At 70.4% G+C, this 18,827-nt stretch carries 16 protein-coding genes and 1 tRNA gene; 14 read left to right on the forward strand and 3 right to left on the reverse strand.

The features are described from left to right. The first annotated feature begins 98 nt into the window (after window positions 1–98). The 6 genes from ACE3SS_RS06450 (at window position 99) to glcF (ending at window position 6,736) form a co-directional block, all read left to right on the forward strand. Complete coding sequence (locus ACE3SS_RS06450) at window positions 99–758, forward strand: PhaM family polyhydroxyalkanoate granule multifunctional regulatory protein (RefSeq protein ID WP_374592343.1); 660 nt, start codon at window positions 99–101, stop codon at window positions 756–758. A 4-nt stretch (window positions 759–762) separates the two neighbouring features. Beyond that, complete coding sequence (locus ACE3SS_RS06455) at window positions 763–1,983, forward strand: FIST N-terminal domain-containing protein (RefSeq protein ID WP_374592344.1); 1,221 nt, start codon at window positions 763–765, stop codon at window positions 1,981–1,983. A gap of 208 nt (window positions 1,984–2,191) precedes the next feature. Then, the gene (locus tag ACE3SS_RS06460; protein ID WP_374592345.1) at window positions 2,192–2,629 is read left to right on the forward strand and encodes a hypothetical protein; all 438 of its coding nucleotides are present in this window, start codon (window positions 2,192–2,194) and stop codon (window positions 2,627–2,629) included. Between the two features lie 115 nt (window positions 2,630–2,744). Further along, window positions 2,745–4,271 (forward strand): FAD-linked oxidase C-terminal domain-containing protein, encoded by a 1,527-nt coding sequence (locus tag ACE3SS_RS06465; RefSeq protein ID WP_374592346.1) that lies wholly within the window; start codon window positions 2,745–2,747, stop codon window positions 4,269–4,271. Window positions 4,272–4,276: 5 nt separating this feature from the next. Next, window positions 4,277–5,425, forward strand: coding sequence for a glycolate oxidase subunit GlcE (gene glcE, locus ACE3SS_RS06470; protein WP_374592347.1), 1,149 nt, complete (start codon window positions 4,277–4,279; stop codon window positions 5,423–5,425). 9 nt (window positions 5,426–5,434) lie between these two features. Beyond that, window positions 5,435–6,736: a glycolate oxidase subunit GlcF gene (glcF, locus tag ACE3SS_RS06475; RefSeq protein WP_374592348.1), complete on the forward strand. Its 1,302-nt coding sequence runs from the start codon at window positions 5,435–5,437 to the stop codon at window positions 6,734–6,736. Between the two features lie 31 nt (window positions 6,737–6,767). Here the strand turns inward: glcF and ptsP are convergent, their stop codons facing one another. Further along, window positions 6,768–8,576 carry a phosphoenolpyruvate--protein phosphotransferase gene (gene ptsP, locus ACE3SS_RS06480; protein WP_374592349.1) on the reverse strand — a complete coding sequence of 603 codons (1,809 nt, stop codon included), beginning with the start codon at window positions 8,574–8,576 and terminating at the stop codon, window positions 6,768–6,770. A gap of 226 nt (window positions 8,577–8,802) precedes the next feature. On the opposite strand from ptsP, the gene ACE3SS_RS06485 reads away from it, so the two are divergent. From ACE3SS_RS06485 to speB, 8 genes are all read left to right on the forward strand, one after another. Beyond that, window positions 8,803–9,645 carry a GNAT family N-acetyltransferase gene (locus ACE3SS_RS06485; RefSeq protein ID WP_374592350.1) on the forward strand — a complete coding sequence of 281 codons (843 nt, stop codon included), beginning with the start codon at window positions 8,803–8,805 and terminating at the stop codon, window positions 9,643–9,645. A gap of 36 nt (window positions 9,646–9,681) precedes the next feature. Then, the gene (rsmB, locus tag ACE3SS_RS06490; RefSeq protein ID WP_374592351.1) at window positions 9,682–11,070 is read left to right on the forward strand and encodes a 16S rRNA (cytosine(967)-C(5))-methyltransferase RsmB; all 1,389 of its coding nucleotides are present in this window, start codon (window positions 9,682–9,684) and stop codon (window positions 11,068–11,070) included. A gap of 26 nt (window positions 11,071–11,096) precedes the next feature. Then, a complete protein-coding gene (locus ACE3SS_RS06495; RefSeq protein ID WP_374592352.1) occupies window positions 11,097–11,723 on the forward strand; it encodes a DUF4390 domain-containing protein in 627 nt (208 codons plus the stop codon). Between the two features lie 27 nt (window positions 11,724–11,750). Further along, window positions 11,751–14,009, forward strand: coding sequence for an ATP-binding protein (locus ACE3SS_RS06500; protein ID WP_374592353.1), 2,259 nt, complete (start codon window positions 11,751–11,753; stop codon window positions 14,007–14,009). 68 nt (window positions 14,010–14,077) lie between these two features. After that, window positions 14,078–14,773, forward strand: coding sequence for a response regulator (locus tag ACE3SS_RS06505; protein WP_374592354.1), 696 nt, complete (start codon window positions 14,078–14,080; stop codon window positions 14,771–14,773). 19 nt (window positions 14,774–14,792) lie between these two features. Next, window positions 14,793–14,868 (forward strand) — tRNA-Phe (locus ACE3SS_RS06510). 73 nt (window positions 14,869–14,941) lie between these two features. Beyond that, entirely contained in the window at window positions 14,942–15,346 is a 405-nt protein-coding gene (locus ACE3SS_RS06515; protein ID WP_374592355.1) for a YkgJ family cysteine cluster protein, read from the forward strand. A gap of 90 nt (window positions 15,347–15,436) precedes the next feature. After that, window positions 15,437–16,375, forward strand: coding sequence for an agmatinase (gene speB / locus ACE3SS_RS06520; protein ID WP_374592356.1), 939 nt, complete (start codon window positions 15,437–15,439; stop codon window positions 16,373–16,375). A 29-nt stretch (window positions 16,376–16,404) separates the two neighbouring features. Here speB and ACE3SS_RS06525 read toward each other — a convergent pair whose 3' ends face one another. Both ACE3SS_RS06525 and ACE3SS_RS06530 read right to left on the reverse strand, forming a co-directional pair. Then, window positions 16,405–17,178: a ferredoxin--NADP reductase gene (locus ACE3SS_RS06525; protein WP_374592357.1), complete on the reverse strand. Its 774-nt coding sequence runs from the start codon at window positions 17,176–17,178 to the stop codon at window positions 16,405–16,407. A gap of 146 nt (window positions 17,179–17,324) precedes the next feature. Then, entirely contained in the window at window positions 17,325–18,824 is a 1,500-nt protein-coding gene (locus ACE3SS_RS06530) for a PLP-dependent aminotransferase family protein (protein WP_374592358.1), read from the reverse strand. Window positions 18,825–18,827 lie beyond the last annotated feature (3 nt).

The raw sequence follows: 18,827 nt of genomic DNA on the forward strand, positions 1-18,827 counted from the left end.
ATTGCCATGAAAATCAGCGCGCGTCCCGCTGACGATCAGGTGACACCTGACGCGGCTGCCGATAATCAAAACCATCGATCAAAACCGGAGACCCTCCCATGAGCCAGGACCCATCCTCGACCGACCCCCTCAGCGCCGCCTGGAATCTCGGCAAGCTGATGCCCGGCTTCGGCTTCATCGAGCAATGGACCAAGGGGGCCAGCGCCGCGATGCCGTCCATGGGGCAGTGGGTGGCGCCCACGCTCGACCCGGCCGAGCTCGACAAGCGCATTCAAGACCTGCGCACCGTGCAGTTCTGGCTGGAGCAGAACGCCCGCATGATCTCGATGACCATCCAGGCGCTCGAAGTGCAGCGCATGACGCTCGACACGCTCAAGGGCATGAACGTGCCGGTCGATGCCTTGCGCGAATCGCTCAAGGTGGACACGCCGCAGGAGGCGGCGCCTGCCGATGCTGGCGAACCGGCCGGATCGGGCGGCGCCATCGACCCGATGCGCTGGTGGGGCTCGCTGACCAAGCAGTTCACCGACCTCGCCGCCAGCACCATGCAGGACGCGCTCAAGGCCGATGTGTCCGCCGCGCAGCACGCCGGCGGCAAGGCCGCCTCCGCCGCCAAGCCGGCGCGCAAGACCGGCGCGGCGTCGGCCACCAAGAAGACCGCCGCGCGCGGCAAGGCGGCCGAGGCCTCGCGCCAGTCCGGCACGCGCACCCGGCCGGCTGGCTCGCGACCGGCCCGCGATACCTCGGCTGAAGACTGACCGGATGGCGCTGTTCCTGCAGGCGCATGCCACGCACCCCGATTGGCGCATGGCGCTGGGCCTGAGTCTGGCGCAGCTGCATGCCCAGAGCGATGCGTGGGCGGCGCGGGCCGCGGCCGGTGGCGCCGAGCTGGAGCCGTTCACGCTGGGCTGGTGCTACGTCACCGACCACTACGCCGGGCACGGCGAGGCCATCGTGGCCGAGCTGCACGAGCGGGTGCCGGGGGTGTCGTGGGTGGGGGCCGTGGGGGCGGGGGTGTCGGCTTGCGGGGTCGAGTACCTCGACGAACCCGCGCTGGTCCTGATGCTCTCGACCCTGCCGCGCGGGCACTTTCGCATTTTCTCGGGCCGTCAGGCCTGGCCCGCGCCCGGCTCGGGTTTCGTGGCCCACACGGCGCTCGTGCATGCCGACGGCCACACGCCCGATCTGGGCGAGCTGCTGCCCGAGCTGGCCGAGCGCACCACCACGGGCTATCTGTTTGGCGGTCTGGCGGTATCGCGCGCGCCGTCGCTGCAGGCCTGGCATCTGGCGGACGCGGTGTTCAGCGGCGGGCTGTCGGGCGTGGCGTTCGATGCCGAGGTGGACGTGGTGTCGCGCGTCACCCAGGGCTGCCAGCCCATCGGGCCGGCGCGCGTCATCACGGAATGCGAGGGCAACCTCGTCATCAGCCTCGACGGCGAGCCCGCGCTCGATTGCCTGCTGCGCGACCTCGGCGTGGTCGGCGACATGGCGGCGGAGCTGCCGCAGCGCGAGCTGCTGCCGCGTCTGCGCACCACGCTCGCCGGCCTGACGCCCGCCGGGGCCGATGCGCTGGCCCGGCCGGGGCAGTTCGGCACCGACACCCGCGTGCGCCATCTCGTGGGGCTGGAGCCCTTGCGGCGCGGTCTCGCGGTGGCCGAGTCGGCCGAGCGCGGCGCGCGGCTGGCGTTCTGCACGCGCAACCCGCAGGCGGCGCGGCTCGACCTGACGCGCATCGCCACCGAGATCCGCGAAGAGATCGAGGGCGACGAGGGTGGCGCGCCGCGTCGGGTGGCGGGCGCGCTCTACGTGAGCTGCTCGGGCCGGGGCGGGGCGCACTTCGGGGCACCGCACGCCGAACTTCGCACGGTGCGCCAGGCGCTCGGCGAGGTGCCGCTGGTCGGCTTCTTCGCCGGCGGCGAGATCGCGCGCCAGCATGTCTACGGCTACACCGGCGTCCTCACGGTCTTCACCGCGCCGGCTTGAGCCTCGACAAAAGGCGCTCGGCGGAGCGCCCGGAAGTGGGCGCTCGGATGGGGGAGGGTTACCCTCTTCGGGTGTCGATTCCCCCCTGCCGGGCGGCCTGCAACCCTATCCATAGGGATCGCCCTGAACGCATTGCCTCGGCACAGTTCGATGCCACGCTGACGCTTGCTCACGGCAGGTCGGTCGGCGAAGGTTTCAGGAGTCGAACATGTCGCAAAACAGTTGGATGCGCCCCAGCCTCGCCGATGGCTGGACTTCACCGTCGCTGGAGGACTCGTCGGCCTCGCCCGTTGCCGCGCCGCGCGCCCGCGTTGCGCTGGGGGCCGCCTCGCCGGGCGCGCTCGATGGCTTGGGTGGCCGGGCCGGGCGCGCCGTTGCCCTGGGCGACGGCGGGGCGGCGCGCGCCAAGGCGGCCCCCGCCAAACCGGCAGTTGCGGCACGCGCGGGCAACGCCCCCTTGCACAGCGCCGGGCCGCGCGCGCGACCGCGACTGTTCGAGTTCATCGGCCACGGCGCGCTCAGCGTCACCTCGTCGATCACCGGCAGGCACTACCGCTTCACCGGGCACGGCGCGCAATTGGCGGTCGACCCGCGCGACTGGTCGCAGCTCTCGCGGGTGCCGAGCCTGCGCGTCGTGGTGGTGTGACGGCAACAAGGTGAGGCCCCAGGGCGCGAGCGCGGGGCCTCGCGCTACCATCGACGCCAGCCCGCGCGGGCCTCACGCTTCGTGAGGTGATCCGCGCGGCGCACGGAGCTTGTTGATGGATGCGCCCAGTCTGCTCGACACGAACGAGCTCGATCCCGAACACCCGGTTGACCCCACGCAGCGCGCGCGTCGCCAGGCCGAAGTCGTCAGCGCCTTGCGGGCCGTGCTGCCGGCGCATGCGCTGCTCCACACCGATGAATCGACCACGCCGTATGAGTGCGATGGCCTGAGCGCCTACCGCCGCCGCCCGCTCGCCGTGGCCTTGCCCGAGACCGACGAGCAGGTGGCCGCCGTGCTCAAGGCTTGTCATCGCCTCGGCCTGCCGGTGGTGGCGCGCGGCGCGGGCACGGGCTTGTCGGGCGGCGCCCTGCCGCACCCGATGGGCGTGACGCTCAGCCTCGCGCGCTTCAACCGCATCGTCCATATCGACCCGCTGGCCTGCACTGCGCGCGTGCAATGCGGCGTGCGCAACCTCGCCATCAGCGAGGCCGCCGCGCCGCACGGCCTGTATTACGCGCCCGACCCCAGCAGCCAGATCGCCTGCACCATCGGCGGCAACGTGGCCGAGAACGCGGGCGGCGTGCATTGCCTCAAATACGGCCTCACGGTGCACAACGTGCTGGGCGTGCGCGGCTTCACCATCGAGGGCGAGCCCTTCACGCTGGGCAGCGCCGCGCTCGATGCGCCGGGGCTCGATCTGCTGGCGGCCTTCATCGGCAGCGAGGGGTTGCTGGGCGTGGTCACCGAGGTGCTCGTCAAGCTGCGGCCCAAGCCGGCGCTGGCGTGCTGCATCGTGGCGAGCTTCCCCGACGTGCGCTCGGCCGGCAACGCCGTCGCCAACATCATCGCGGCGGGTTTGATTCCGGCTGGGCTCGAGATGATGGACAAGCCCATGACTGCGGCCGTCGAAGACTTCGTCAAGGCGGGTTACGACCTGAGCGCCGCCGCCATCCTGCTATGCGAGAGCGACGGCACGCCCGAGGCGGTGGAAGAAGAAATCGAGCGCATGGGCCAGGTGCTGGCTGCTAGTGGCGCGACCCGGCTCGACGTGAGCGACAACGAGGCGCAGCGCCTGCGCTTCTGGAGCGGTCGCAAGAATGCCTTTCCGGCCAGCGGGCGGCTCAGCCCCGACTACCTGTGCATGGACTCGACCATCCCGCGCAAGCGCCTGGCCGACATGCTCGAAGCCATCGAGGCGATGCAGGCGCAATACCAGCTGCGCTGCGTCAACGTCTTCCATGCGGGTGACGGCAACCTGCATCCGCTCATCCTCTTCGATGCCAACGACCCCGACCAACTGCATCGCGCCGAAGCCTTTGGCGCGGCGATTCTCGAAGCCAGCGTCGCGATGGGCGGCACGGTGACGGGCGAGCACGGCGTGGGCGTCGAGAAGCTCAACTCGATGTGCGTGCAGTTCTCGGCCGCCGAGCTGGCGCAGATGCGCGGGCTCAAGGCGGCGTTCGACCCGCAGGGTCTGCTCAACCCCGGCAAGGCGATCCCTTCGCTGCACCGCTGCGCCGAGTACGGCAAGCAAGTGGTGCGCGGCGGCGTGTTGAGCTTCCCCGAGCTGGAGCGGTTCTGACCAACATGCAGCTCAAATCGAATATCGACGTCCTGATCGACCAGGTGCAGGCTGCGGCGGCTGATGGCACGCCGCTGCGCATCGTGGGCGGCGGCAGCAAGGACTTTCTCGGTGGCCCGCTGGTGGGTGAGCCGATCAGCACGCGCACGCTCACCGGCATCGTCAGCTACGAGCCCAGCGAGCTCTATATCACCGCGCGCGCCGGCACGCCGCTCGAAGCGGTCGAAGCCGCGCTGGCGCAGCGCGGTCAGCACCTGGCCTTCGAGCCGCCGCGTTTCGGCCCTACCAGCACCATCGGTGGCGTGGTCGCGGGCGGGCTCAGCGGGCCGTCGCGCGCCAGTGGGGCGGCCAGCGGCGGCGCGTTGCGCGACCACGTGCTGGGCGCGACCTTGCTCAACGGGCGCGGCGAGTTGCTGCGCTTTGGCGGCTCGGTGATGAAGAACGTGGCGGGCTTCGATGTGTCGCGTCTGCTCGCGGGCTCGATGGGCACGCTCGGCATGCTGGTGGACGTGACGCTCAAGGTCATGCCCGTGGCGGCCGACACGCTCACGCTGCGCTTCGAGTGCGGCGAGGTCGATGCGCTCGAGAGCCTGGCGCGCTCGGCGTCCAAGCCCTGGCCCATCGACGCCAGCGCGTGGTGGGACGGCATGCTGCTGCTGCGCCTGCGCGGCGCGCGCGCCGAGGTGCAGACGGCCGCGCGCAAGCTCGGCGGCGATGTGATCCCGCCGCCCGCGTCCGACCAGTTCTGGGCCGGCCTGCGCGACCAGCAAGACGAGTTCTTCACCAAGGCCCGTGCGGCGGTGGCGGCGGGCAATGGGCGCGTCGGGCTGTGGCGCCTGTCGGTGCCGCCCACCGCGCCGGCGCTCGGCGTGCCGGGCGAGCAGCTCGTCGAGTGGGGCGGCGCGCTGCGCTGGGTCTGCACGGCGCTCAAGCCCGAGCAACTGCGCGAGCGCGTGGCCAGCGTCGGCGGGCATGCCACCTTGTTCGTCGGCCACCCCGGCACGCGCGCCACGGCGTTGGTGCACGGTGCGCTGCCGGCGCCGCTCGACCGCATCCACCGCGAACTCAAACGCGCCTTCGACCCCGCCGGCATCTTCAACCGCGGCCGCTTGTTCGACGACCGCCTCGGCGCCGACCGCCCTCGCGCGTCCTGACTCCTGCTCATGCAAACCAACCTCGCTCCCCAGTTCAAGGACACGCCCGAGGGCCGCGCCGCCGAGCGCGTGCTGCGCCAGTGCGTGCACTGCGGCTTCTGCAACGCCACCTGCCCGACCTACAGGCTGCTCGGCGACGAGCTCGACGGCCCGCGCGGTCGCATCTACCTGATGAAGCAGGTGTTCGAGGGCGCGCCCGTCACGGTCGAAACACAACAGCACCTCGATCGCTGCATCGGCTGCCGCCATTGCGAAACCACCTGCCCATCGGGCGTGCGCTACAGCGAGTTGCTCGAAGTGGGGCAGCAGGTGGTGGACCGCGCCGTGCCGCGCTCGCGTGCTGACCGCACGCTGCGCTGGCTGCTGCGCAACGGCCTCACCTCGCGCTTCTTCAAGCCGGCCCTGGGGCTGGGCCGCGCGGTGCGGGGCGTGCTGCCGCGCCGCCTGCGCGAGCTGGTGCCGCTGGCGCCGGCCTTGGCCGCGCCGGCCTGGCCGAGCGCCGAACAACAAGCCCTGCACACGCGCCAGGTGGTGCTGCTCAAGGGCTGTGTGCAGCCCGGTCTGCGCCCGCATGTGGACGCTGCGACGGCCCGCGTGCTCGACGTCTGCGGCGTCCGCACCGTGATGGCCAAGGGCTCGGGCTGTTGCGGCGCCTTGCACGCTCACCTGGGCGACCACGACGCGGCACGCGCCGCCATGCGCCGCAACATCGACGCCTGGTGGCCCTACATCCAGGGCCAGGCCAAGGGCGGACGCGGCGCCAGCGGCGTGCGCGCCGAGGCGCTGGTGATCAATGCCTCGGGCTGCGGCGCCATGGTCAAGGAATACGCCCACTGGCTGGCCGACGACCCGGCCTACGCCGACAAGGCTCGGCGCGTCAGCGACTGGGCGCGCGACATCGGCGAGTGGCTGCCCGAGCAGCTGCCCGCCATGCAGCGCCGCATGCGGGTGCGCAAGGGCGAGGCGCCGCCTGCGCTCGGTGCCGTCACCTACCACCCGCCCTGCAGCCTGAGCCACGCGCAGCGCTCGCCAGGCCGCGTCGAAGCGCTGATGCGCGAGCTGGGTTTCGAGGTGAATCTGGCGCTCAACGACCCGCTGCAATGCTGCGGTGCCGGCGGCGCCTACAGCGTGCTGCAGCCCGAGCTCTCGAGCCGCCTGCGCACGCAGAAGCTCGAGCAATTGCAAGCCGACCGCGCCGCGGTGATCGCCAGCGCCAACATCGGCTGCATCACGCACTTGCAGGCCGGCACCAACACGCCGGTCAAGCACTGGATCGAACTGGTGGACGAGGCCTTGTCGCGCGGCGCGTGAGGCGTCGCCAGCCGGCGCGATCAGGTCAACATCAGGCTGCCAGGCTGGTCGCCTTGCTCTCGCCGAAGGCCAGCTTGGCGGCGCGCTCGGGGTCGTCGCTGGCCAGGATGTCGTGCACCTTGGCCTGCAGGCGGCGCGTGTCGGCCCGCAGGATGCGCTGCTTGACCGACGCGATCTGCGTGGGGTGCATCGAGAAGCTGCGCAGGCCCATGGCCAGCAGGATCTCGGTGAAGGCGGTGTCGCCCGCCATTTCGCCGCACACGCACACGCTCTTGCCGGCCAGCCGCGCGAAGTGGATGGTGTCGGCCACCAGGCGCAGGATGGCCGGGTGCCAGGGGTCGTAGAGGTGGGCCACGCCTTCGTCGGCGCGGTCGATGGCCAGCGCGTACTGGATCAGGTCGTTGGTGCCGATCGAGACGAAATCGAAATGCCGCAGGAAGGTCGGCAGCATCAGCGCCGCGGCGGGCACTTCGATCATCGCGCCGATCTCGATGCGGCCCAGTTGCTGGCCCGCGTCGAGCAGTTGCTGGCGCGCCTGGTTGATCGCCTCGAAGGTCTGGCGGATCTCGGTGAGGTGCGCCAGCATCGGGATCAAGAGGCGCACATGGCCGAAGGCCGAGGCGCGCAAGATGGCGCGCAACTGCTGGCGGAACATGCCGGGCTCCGACAGGCTCCAGCGGATCGCGCGCAGGCCCAGCGCCGGGTTGAGCATCGACTCGTGCTTGAGCTCTTGCGCGGTCAGGCGTTCGAGCGGCTTGTCGGCGCCGATATCGACGGTGCGGATGGTGACCGGCAGGCCGTGCATGGCTTCGACGGCGGCGCGGTACGACTCGAACTGCTCTTCCTCGGTCGGCAGCTTGCCGTTGCGGTTCATGAACAGGAATTCGCTGCGGAACAGGCCCACGCCCTGCGCGCCGGATTCGAGCGCGCCGGGGGCGTCGCCCGGCAATTCGATGTTGGCCAGCAGCTCGACTTGCTCGCCGTCGAGCGTGACGGCTGGCGTGTGGCGCAGGCGCGAGAGGCGCTGGCGTTCGAGCTCGCTCTGGCGCTGTCTGAATCGATATTCCTCGAGCACGATGGGCGAGGGGTCGACGATCACCAGCCCGGCGTCGCCGTCGATGATCACCCAGTCGTCCTGCCGGATCAGGCTGCTGGCCTGACGCGCGCCCACCACCGCCGGGATGTCGAGGCTGCGCGCCACGATGGCGGTGTGCGAGGTCTTGCCACCGACGTCGGTGACGAAGCCGGTGAACACGCTGCGCTTGAACTGCAGCATGTCGGCCGGCGAGATGTCGGACGCCACCAGCACCAGCGGGTCTTCGCCGCCGAAGTCGCGCGGCTGGATGGCCGACGACGCCGTGGCCACGCTGGCCACCGGGCCGTGCAGCGCGCCGTTGGCGCTGGCGTTCAGGGCCTTGAGCAGGCGCTCGACGACCTGTTCGAGATCGGCCTTGCGCTCGCGCAGGTAGGCGTCGTCCATTTCGTCGAACTGGCGGGCCAGCACTTCGAGCTGCGCCGACAGCGCCCATTCGGCGTTGTAGTGGCGCTCGGTGATCCATTGCTTGGCCGCGCCGATCAGCAGCTCGTCGTGCAGCAGCATCAGGTGCACGTCGAGCAAGGCGGCGATCTCGGCGGGGGCGTCGGCGCGCAGGTCGCGCTTGAGCGTCTCGAACTCGGCGTTGACGGCCGCGCGCGCCGCATCGAGCCGCTCCAGCTCGGCCGGGGTGCGCGACGCGTCGATGAAGTAATGGTCAACGTCGACCCGGCTGGACGCCACTAGCACCGCGCGCCCGATGGCGACACCGCGCGAGACAGCCAGCCCGAAGATCTGCAAGCTCATGCGAGGGATGCTAACAGCCCGGGCCTGACGCCTCGCAGCGGTGAAACACCCGTTTATCCCGCCTTTATCGCGAGCGCATGACTCTTTTGGCGGATGCCGCCTGGGCCGTTCGGGCGTGCTGCGCCGCACCATCGGCCTCGGTGTTGTCACGGGGGTGTCATGCGGTATTCATGGGCGCGTCATGCCCGGTGCCCACACTGCCGGCATTCCTGAACCGGAGACACCCATGCGGGATCTGCCCTTGCCCACGCTGCCGTTGTCCGACATCCGTAGCCCACGGAGGTCACTTCACCGCCGCTCGACGTCCCCTGCCGACGGCGCTGCGAGCGAGCGCGTCCGGTTTGAAGTCGTTTGGGCTCGCGATGCGGGCGAAATTCTGGAAGCGCAGCGCCTGAGATATCAGGTCTTCGCCGAAGAAATGGGCGCGCGCCTGACGCCGCCCGCCGGCACGCCTGCCGGGCTGGACGTGGACGTGTTCGACCCGTTCTGCGAGCACCTGCTGGTGCGCGCCTATGGCCACGACGGCGAGCCGGGGCAGGTCATCGGCACCTACCGCGTCCTCACGCCCAGCGCGGCCCGGCGCGTGGGTGGCCTGTACAGCGAAACCGAGTTCGACCTGACACGCCTGCGCCCGCTGCGCGGCAAGATGGTCGAATTGGGCCGCTCGTGCGTGCACCCCGATCACCGTTCGGGCGGCGCCATCATGGCGCTGTGGGGCGCGCTGGCCGAGTTCATGGTGCGCAACGATCTCGACACCATGGTCGGCTGCGCCAGCGTCAGCATGCGCGACGGCGGCCACTTCGCCGCCAGCCTGTGGGAAAAGCTGCGCCACACGCATCTGGCCCCGATCGAGCTGCAAGTGCGTCCGCGCCTGCCGCTGCCGGTCAACGAGTTGGAGCATGACCTCGAAGTCGAGCCGCCCGCGCTGATCAAGGGCTACCTGCGCTGCGGCGCCAAGGTGCTGGGCGCGCCGGCCTGGGACCCTGACTTCAACACCGCCGACCTGCCGATGCTGATGCGCCTGCAAGACCTGCCGGCCCGCTACCGCCGCCACTTTCTCGGCGTCTGATCGGGGCGCGCGCCGCGCAGCGCATAGACTGCGCGCGTGACTGCCTCAGCCCCCCATTCTTCGGACGCCCGTTCGGCCAGCGCAGCCAGTCTGCCGCTGGCCGAACTGCTTTTCCATGCCGCCAAGGCGGTGGCCGCCGTGCAGGCCGGCCGTTCGCTGACCGATGCCCTCGCCGCGTGTCCGCCCAAGGCGCGAGCGGGCGCGCAGGCGCTGGCCTTTCACGCCTTGCGTCGCCTGGGGGCCGCCCAGGCGGTGCGCGGCGCATTCGTCAAGCGCGCGCCATCCGGCTGGGTCGATGCCCTGCTGCTGATCGCCCTGAGCCTGCTGCCGCTGGACGCCACCGCGCCGGACGCCGAGGCGCCACGCTACGAGCCGCACACCGTGGTCGACCAGGCGGTGCGCGCCGTCAAGAAGCACGCCCCGGCGCAGAGCGGGCTGGTCAACGCCGTGCTGCGCCGCGTGCTGCGCGAGCCCGAGGCGGTGGCCGCCGCCGTGCAGCGCGACCCGGTGGCGCAATGGAACCACCCCCGCTGGTGGATCGCCGCCTTGCAGCGCGACTGGCCCGACCATTGGGCAGACTGCCTGCGCCAGAACAACACCCGTCCGCCCATGACCTTGCGCGTCAACGCCCGGCGGCTCGATGCCCCGGCCTACGTGGCGCGGCTGCGCGAGGCGGGCATCGCGGGCGAGGCCGTCGGCAGCCACACCGTCGTGCTGGCCGCGCCCCAGCCGGTGCAGCGCCTGCCCGGCTTCGACGCGGGCGACGTGTCGGTGCAGGACGCCGCCGCGCAGCTCGCGGCGCCGTTGCTGATCGGGGCCGGCTTGCGCCCCGGTGCCCGCGTGCTCGACGCCTGCGCCGCCCCGGGCGGCAAGACGGCGCATCTGCTGGAGCTGGCCGATCTCGATCTGCTGGCGCTGGATGTGGATGCCGAGCGCGCCAAGAAAGTGAGTGAAAACTTGTCCCGCATGGGCCTGCATGCCGAGGTGCGCGCGGCCGACGCGGCCAAACCCGCCAGTTGGTGGGACGGCAGGCCGTTCGATGCCATCTTGCTCGACGCACCCTGCAGCGCCTCGGGCATCGTGCGCCGTCACCCCGACGTGCGCTGGCTGCGCCGCGAGGCCGACATCGCCGCGCTGGCCCGCGCGCAAGACGCGCTGCTCGACGCCCTGTGGCCCCTGCTGGCCCCCGGCGGGCGGCTGCTGTATTGCACTTGTTCGGTGTTCCGTGACGAAGGTCAGCATCGGCGCGATGCGTTTTTGCAACGCACCCCAGGCGCCTTGGTGCAATTCGCACCCGGTCATGTGGGGCCGGTGGCTGACAATCCCGAGGCGGGGGCAGGAGCCCCCGTTTTGGTCCCGACGAGCGCCACTTCGGCCTTGCTCGACGGCTTTTACTACGCCCTGTTTGAAAAACGCCCCGGCTGAACCAGCGGGGGCTGCTTTTGCCCCTCGTGACGTTCGCCGCCGTCATCGTTAGCTGCCTGATCGCCGCCGCGCGGGTGGCCGCGCGTGCCCGGCAGGTGCGCGTGGCGGCCTGGCTGGCGTGCGGTTTGCTGGCCGGCGCGGCCTACGCCGCCGACGCGCCCACCACGGCGCCCGTCGAGCTGCGCACGCTCAACGTCAGCCGGGCCGACGACGGCGTGCTGCTCGACTTCGCCGTGCACTTCGACCTGCCGCGCGGCATCGAAGAAGGGTTGAACAAGGGCGTGCCGCTGTACTTCGTGGCCGAGGCCGAGCTGATGCAGTCGCGCTGGTACTGGCGCGACAAGGCCCTGGCCCACGCCAGCCGCACCTGGCGCCTGGCCTATCAGCCGCTCACCCGCAACTGGCGCGTCAGCGTCGGCGGCCTGCATCAGCATTTCGCCGCCCTGCCCGAAGCCCTGCTGGCCATCACCCGCAGCGCCCGCTGGAAGATCGCCGACCCCCTGCCCGGCGAAGGCAATGTCTATCTTGAATTCAGCTACCGGCTCGACACCACCCAGCTGCCGCGCCCGCTGCAGATCGGGCTGGGCGGCCAGGTGGAGTGGGCGCTGGCGGTGCAACGCAACGTGGCGGTGCCCGATGCCGCCGCGCGCTGATCGCGCCCGCCGGGGGCCGGCATGCCCATGAGCAAGAAGGCCACCCGCTGGGCCTGGATCGTCGCCCTGGTGGCGCTCACCGGCGGGGGCCTGGTGCTGGCCTTCCTGCTGGTCACCGCCACCAGCAGCCGCTTCTACGAGCAGCATTTCACCGCGCTGTTCTGGGTCAACGTGGTCATCGCGGCCTTGCTCGTGCTGGTCATCGTGCTGGCGTCGGGGCGGCTGGCCATGCGGTTGTTCCGGCGCAAGTTCGGCAGTCGCTTGTTGCTCAAGCTGGCGGCCATCTTCGCCTTCGTCGGGGTGCTGCCCGGGGTGCTGATCTACACCGTGTCGTACCAGTTCGTGTCGCGCAGCATCGAGAGCTGGTTCGACGTCAGCGTCGAGGGCGCGCTCGAAGCCGGCCTCAACCTGGGCCGCAGCACGCTCGATACCCTCACGCTCGATCTCGCCACCAAGACGCGTCTGGCCGCCGAGCGGCTGGCCGACAACGCCACCGCGTCGCAGCCGATCACGCTGGAGCGGCTGCGCGAGCAGCTCGGCGTGCAGGGTGTGGCGCTGGTGGATGAAACCGGTCAGGCCGTGACCAACGTGGGCGTCGGCGGTGGCGAGGGCTTGCGCGTCGATGCCGCCATCGGCGGCGCCGACCGCCCGACCGCCGCCATGCTGCGCCAGGCGCGCAACAGCGCGGTGGTGGCGGTGGTGGAAGGGCTCGACGACGACGCCGGCACCGCCACCGGCGTGCATGCCCGCATCCGGGCGCTGGCCTGGGTGCCCGCCACCACCTTGAGCCTCGCGGCGCACGACCGCTACTTGCTGGTCACGCAGATCCTGCCCACCGATCTGGCCGTCAACGCGCTGGCCGTGCAGCGCGCCTTCGGCGAATACCAGCAACGCTCGCTGGCGCGCGGCGGCTTGCGCAAGATGTACATCGGCACGCTCACGCTGGCGCTCATCCTCGCGGTGTTCGGCGCCTTGCTGCTGGCCGCCGCGCTGGGCCAGCAACTGGCCCGCCCGCTGCTGCTGCTGGCCGAGGGCATGGACGAAGTCGCGCACGGCGATCTGCGCCCCAAGGCCGTCTTCGCATCGCGCGACGAACTCGGCGGCCTCACGCGCGCCTTCGCCGCCATGACCCAGCAGCTCGCCGACGCCCGCACCCTGGCCGATCGCAGCGTGGGCGAGCTCGAAGCCGCGCGCGCCAACCTGCAGACCATTCTCGACAGCCTCACGGCCGGCGTGATCGTGTTCGACGCCGCCGGCAACATCGACGTCGTCAACCCCGGCGCCACGCGCATCCTGCGGCGACCCTTGTCGGCCTACCGAGGCCGCACGCTCGAAGCCGTGCCGGGTCTGGCCGAGCTGGGGCGTGCGGTGCGCGAGCGCTTCGAGCTGCACGCCAGCGAGCCCGAGCACGGCGAGCGCGATCACTGGCAGGAGTCCTACGATTTGCAGACCGACGCGGCCCAGGAGCCGCTGACGCTGCTGGTGCGCGGCGCGCGCTTGCCGCGTCACGCTCGCCTGATGGTGTTCGACGACATCACCGAGGTCGTCTCGGCCCAGCGCGCCGAGGCCTGGAGCGAAGTGGCGCGGCGCCTGGCGCACGAGATCAAGAACCCGCTCACGCCGATCCAGCTCTCGGCCGAGCGGCTGCAGTTCAAGCTCGAAGCCAAGCTCGAAGGCGCCGACCAGCAACTGCTGGTCAAGGCCGTGACGACCATCGTCAACCAGGTGCAGGCGATGAAGCAGCTGGTCAACGAATTCCGCGACTACGCCCGCCTGCCCACGGCCAAGCTGGCGCCGCTCGACCTCAACGTCGTGGTGGCCGACGTGCTCGCGCTCTACGGCGCCGAGCAAGAGGCCGGGCGACTTGCCGCCGAGTGCGGGCCGGGGCTGCCCTGGATCATGGGCGACCCGACCCTGTTGCGCCAGGTGATCCACAACCTCGTGCAGAACGCGCTCGACGCCGTGGCCGAGCGGGCCGACGGTCGCGTCACGCTGCGCACCGCGCTCAAGCGCGACGAGCAAGGCGCGCCGCGCTCGGTGCGGCTGGTGGTGGTCGACAACGGCCCCGGCTTCACCGACAAGCTCCTCAAGCGCGCCTTCGAGCCCTACGTCACCACCAAGGCCAAAGGCACCGGGCTGGGGCTGGCGGTGGTCAAGAAGATCGCCGACGAGCACGGCGCCATCGTGCGCCTGAGCAATCAACATACAAATACCACCGATCCGAATGCCGTGAGCGGGGCACAAGTTTCGCTATCATTTTCAAAACTGGCGCCGTCGCCAGAGTGACAGCCCGCCGAACGTGCGCAGGAGCCTCGCAAAGCCCCTCGCCAACGCGACGCACTCATCTCAGATTCATGGCCACCATCCTTGTTGTTGACGACGAACTCGGCATCCGCGCCCTGTTGTCCGATATCCTGACCGACGAAGGTCACACCGTCGAGCTGGCCGAGAACGCCGCGCAGGCGCGAGCATTGCGAGAGCGCCTGCGCCCCGACCTCGTGTTGCTCGACATCTGGATGCCGGACGTCGATGGCATCACGCTGCTCAAGGAATGGGCCGCCACCGCGCAGCTCACCATGCCGGTGATCATGATGTCGGGTCACGGCACCATCGACACCGCCGTCGAGGCCACCAAGTTCGGCGCCATGGCCTTTCTCGAAAAGCCGATCACGCTGCAGAAGCTGTTGCGGGCCGTCGAACAGGCGCTCGTCAAGCCCGCCGCGCCGGCTCCGCGCCCGACGCCTGCCCCGGTGGTGTCGCTGCGCAACCATGCCGACCTCACCATCGAGGCGGCCATGAGCGTGCCCGCGCCGCTGGCGCTGCCCATCGTGCACAGCCCGCAGCCCGAGCAGACCTTCGAGCTCGACCGCCCGCTGCGCGAGGCTCGCGACGCCTTCGAGAAGGCCTACTTTGAATTCCACCTCGCCCGCGAAAACGGCAGCATGACCCGCGTGGCCGAAAAGACCGGCCTGGAGCGCACCCACCTGTATCGAAAACTCAAGCAACTGGGCGTCGACCTGGGGCGCAAGAAAAACATGCTCGGGACGTGATAGAATCTAAGTCTTTCACGGCCTGGTAGCTCAGTTGGTAGAGCAGCGGATTGAAAATCCGCGTGTCGGTGGTTCGATTCCGCCCCAGGCCACCAAGATGCAACGCCCAGCAAGCACTTCGTTTGCTGGGCGTTTTGCTTGGGGTCGCGACCGACGCGGGCGCCACACATGAAGTCCTCGATCTTGCTGGTAGACGTTGATCGTCTCGACACCTGGACGCGCTACCGCAGCGGTCTGTGCGACAACTGCGTGGCCAACTGCTGCACGATGCCGGTGGAGGTGAAACTGGCGGATCTGGTGGGGCTGGGTCTGGTGGACCCGTTCGAGGCCGAGCACGAGGCGGCCAAGCAGATCGCCAGGCGGCTGACCAAGGCCGGGCTGCTCGACCATTTCAATTTCAAGCACGAGATCTTCACGCTGGCGCGTCGTGCCAGTGGGGACTGCAGCTTTCTCGACGCCGTCACGCGCCGCTGCACGGTCTACGAGCGACGCCCCGGCACCTGCCGCAAGCACCCGCAGGTGGGGCCGCGCCCAGGGTATTGCCCGTACGGGCCGAAAGCTCGCGGGCGTTGACGCGATGCTGCGCGGCGCTTGTCTTGCGCGGGCCGTTGTGAGACGCTGCGCGGATCGCCACCAAGCGCCCTTGCGCCGCGCAGTCGAGACATGTCGCAACACGGTTTTGCCTATCTTTCGCAAAACACCTTCTTGAAGGCACCGCCGGGCGACGCCGCCCGGCCCTTCGCGGTCGCGGGCATCCCGTTCGACGGCGCGGTCACCAACCGGCCAGGCGCGCGCTTCGCGCCCGACGCCATCCGCCGCGCCAGCCACATGCTGTGCGACGGCACGCACCCGCTGTTCGACGTGGCCCCGCTCGACTGGCTGACCGACGTCGGCGACCTCGTGGCGCCCAACACCGCGCTGGAGGCCGCGCGCGAGGCGCTGCAGCCGCAGATCGCCGCCCTGCTGGGGCGCCACCACCTGTGCTGGCTGGGCGGCGACCACTCGGTCACGCTGGCCCTGCTGCGCGCCTACCGGGCCCGCCTCGGGCAGCCGCTGGCGCTGGTGCACTTCGACGCGCATTGCGACACCTGGGTCGACCACTTCGGCGAGCCCTCGGGCCACGGCACCTGGACGTACGAGGCGATTCAAGAAGGCCTGGTGATCCCCGAGGCCACGGTGCAGATCGGCATCCGCTCGGCGGGCGTGCGCAAGGCGCGCGAGTACGTGAACGACGTGGGCGGGCGCGTGTTCACGGCGCGCGAGCTGCGCGGCCGCGAGAGCCCCGAGCAACTGGCGGGCGTGATCGACGAGATCCGCCGCCGCGTGGCCGCTGCCGGCAACGCGCCGGTCTACCTGACGCTGGACATCGATTGCCTTGACCCGGCTTTTGCGCCAGGTACCGGCACGCCCGAGCCGGGTGGAATGACCACCGCGCAGGTGCTCACGCTGCTTGAAGAGTTGCACGACCTGCCCTGGGTGGGCATGGATTGCGTGGAGGTGGCGCCGCCGTATGACCACGCCGAACTGACGAGCAACGCGGCGGCGACTTTTGTGTGGACGTATCTGAGCGGCGTGATCGCGGCTCGGCGCCAGCAGCCCTGAGCCAGGCCCGGGGCCGCTGAGCGGGGGGCTTACTTCTCGACGAAGGCGCGCTCGATCACGTAGGTGCCGGGCGTGCCCATATTGCCTTCGGTGAAGCCGCGCTTGTCGAGGATCTCGACCAGGTCTTTCAGCATCGCCGGGCTACCGCACAGCATGACGCGGTCGTGCTCGGGGTTGAGCGCCGGCATGTTGATGTCGGTGAACAGCTTGCCCGACTCGATCAGGTCGGTCAGGCGGCCCTGGTTGCGGAAGGCCTCGCGCGTGACCGTCGGGTAGTAGATCAGCTGGTTCTTGACCTGCTCGCCGAAGAACTCGTTCTCGGGCAGCTCTTTGGTGATGTAGTCGTGATAGCCCAGCTCGCTGCATTCGCGCACGCCGTGGGTGACGATGATGCGCTCGAAGGCCTCGTAGTAGTCGGGGTCGCGGATGGTGCTCATGAAGGGCGCCAGGCCGGTGCCGGTGCTCAGCAGATAGAGGTTCTTGCCGGGCACGAGGTTGTCTTTGATCAGCGTGCCGGTGGGCTTCTTGCCCACGAGCAGGGTGTCGCCGACCTTCAGGTGCTGCAGGTGCGAGGTCAGCGGGCCGTTGGGTACCTTGATGCTGTAGAACTCGAGGTGGTCTTCGTAGTGCGGGCTGGCGATGCTGTAGGCACGCAGCAGCGGACGGCCGTTGACCTCGAGGCCGATCATCACGAACTGGCCGGTTTGGAAGCGCAGACCCGGGTTGCGGGTGGTCTTGAAGCTGAACAGCGTGTCGTTCCAGTGGTGGACGCTGAGCACCTTTTCTTCGTACAGATTCGACATGGCAAGAGCAGGGGGTGGTGGCCGGTGAGGGGGGCGGGCCGCGCGTGACCACCGAGAGGCAGCCTGGCGACCAAGGCTGCAGCGGCGCCGGCAAAAGTCGCCATTATCCAACGTCGAGGCCGGTGCGGATTGACATGCCGCAGCGGTCAGCCGCCCCGAGCGGTATTCCGTAACGCCGCGTTGACCAGCCGGGCGAGCTCGCCGGCATGGGTTTCGACCTGATCGAGCGGGGTGTAGCCGAAGCCGACCACCAGGCCCTGGCGGCGCGGCGGGCCCATGTAGTAGGCCGACAGCGGGCGCACGTCCAGCCCCTGGCGGGCGGCCTCGGCGCAGAGGGGTGTGTCGGGGCAGCTGGCCGGCAGGCCGATCACCAGGTGCAGGCCCGTGTCGGCGGACGACAGCGTGGCCTCGGGCCGCAGCGCTTGTTGCAACGTCTGCTGCAGCATGGCGCGGCTGCGTCCGTAACGCTGGCGCAGGGTGCGGATGTGGCTGGCGAAGTGGCCTTGGCGGATGAAGTCGGCCAGCGCCGCCTGCACGGGCATCTGGCCGGGGCGGTGCAGGTCGGTGAGGCCCACGCGCATCGGCTCGACCAGCTCGGGTGGCACGACCAGGTAGCCCACGCGGATGCCGGGGTAGAGGATCTTCGAGAAGGTGCCCATGTAGATGACGCGGCCGTGGCGGTCCAGCCCTTGCAGCGAGGCCACCGGGCGGCCGGCGTAGCGGAACTCGCTGTCGTAGTCGTCTTCGAGGATCCACGCGCCGGTGCGGGCGGCGAAGTCGACCACGGCGCGGCGGCGTTGCAGGCTCATCACCACGTCGCAGGGGTATTGGTGCGAGGGGGTGACGTAGATCAGGCGCGGGCGGGTCTGCCAGTCGGCCGCGTCGGGGGCGATGCCCTCGGCATCCACCGCCACCGGGTGCAGCTGCAGGCCATTGGCGTCGAACAGGCGCTTGGCGGCCCAGTAGCCGGGGTTCTCGATCCAGGCCACGTCGCCGGGGTCGGCCAGCAGGCGGGCACACAGGTCGATGGACTGCTGCGTGCCGCCGGTGATGAGGATCTGCTCGGGCGTGGTCTGCACCGAGCGCGAGATGCGCAGGTAGTCGGCGAGCGCTTCGCGCAGCGGGGCGTGGCCGCCGTCGCGCGAGTAGTCGAGCATCTCGGGTTCGCGGCGCTTCCAGTGGCGGGCTTGCAGCTTGGCCCAGAGTTCGAGCGGGAAGCCCGAGAAGTCGTTGGCGCCGGCCACGAACTCCTGCAGCTCGTAGTGGCGCTCCGAGGCGAACCCGGTGAGCCGCTGGCCGCGCTCGGACAAGCGCGCGGGTTGGCGGCGCCCGCTCGCGGCGCGGGGGGCATCGGCGGCGGGGAAGTCGCTCGTCAGCGTGTCGGCCACGTAGGTACCGCTGCCGGTGCGGCTTTCGACGTAGCCCTCGGCCAGCAACTGGTCGTAGGCACTGAGCACGGTGTTGCGCGACACCCGCAACTCGCTGGCGAGGTCGCGCGTGGACGGCAGCTTGGCGCCCAGCGGGAGTTCTTGCCGCAGGATGGCCTGGCGGATCGCCTCGAAGACGCGGCGGTGCGCGGGCAGCCCGGCGTGCTCGGGGTCGTCCAGCCGCGTCAGCAGCAGCTCGCCCAGCGGGATGGCGCGCATGGG

It is taken from the genome of Aquabacterium sp. (genome assembly GCF_041915145.1).
GTDB lineage: Bacteria > Pseudomonadota > Gammaproteobacteria > Burkholderiales > Burkholderiaceae_C > Aquabacterium.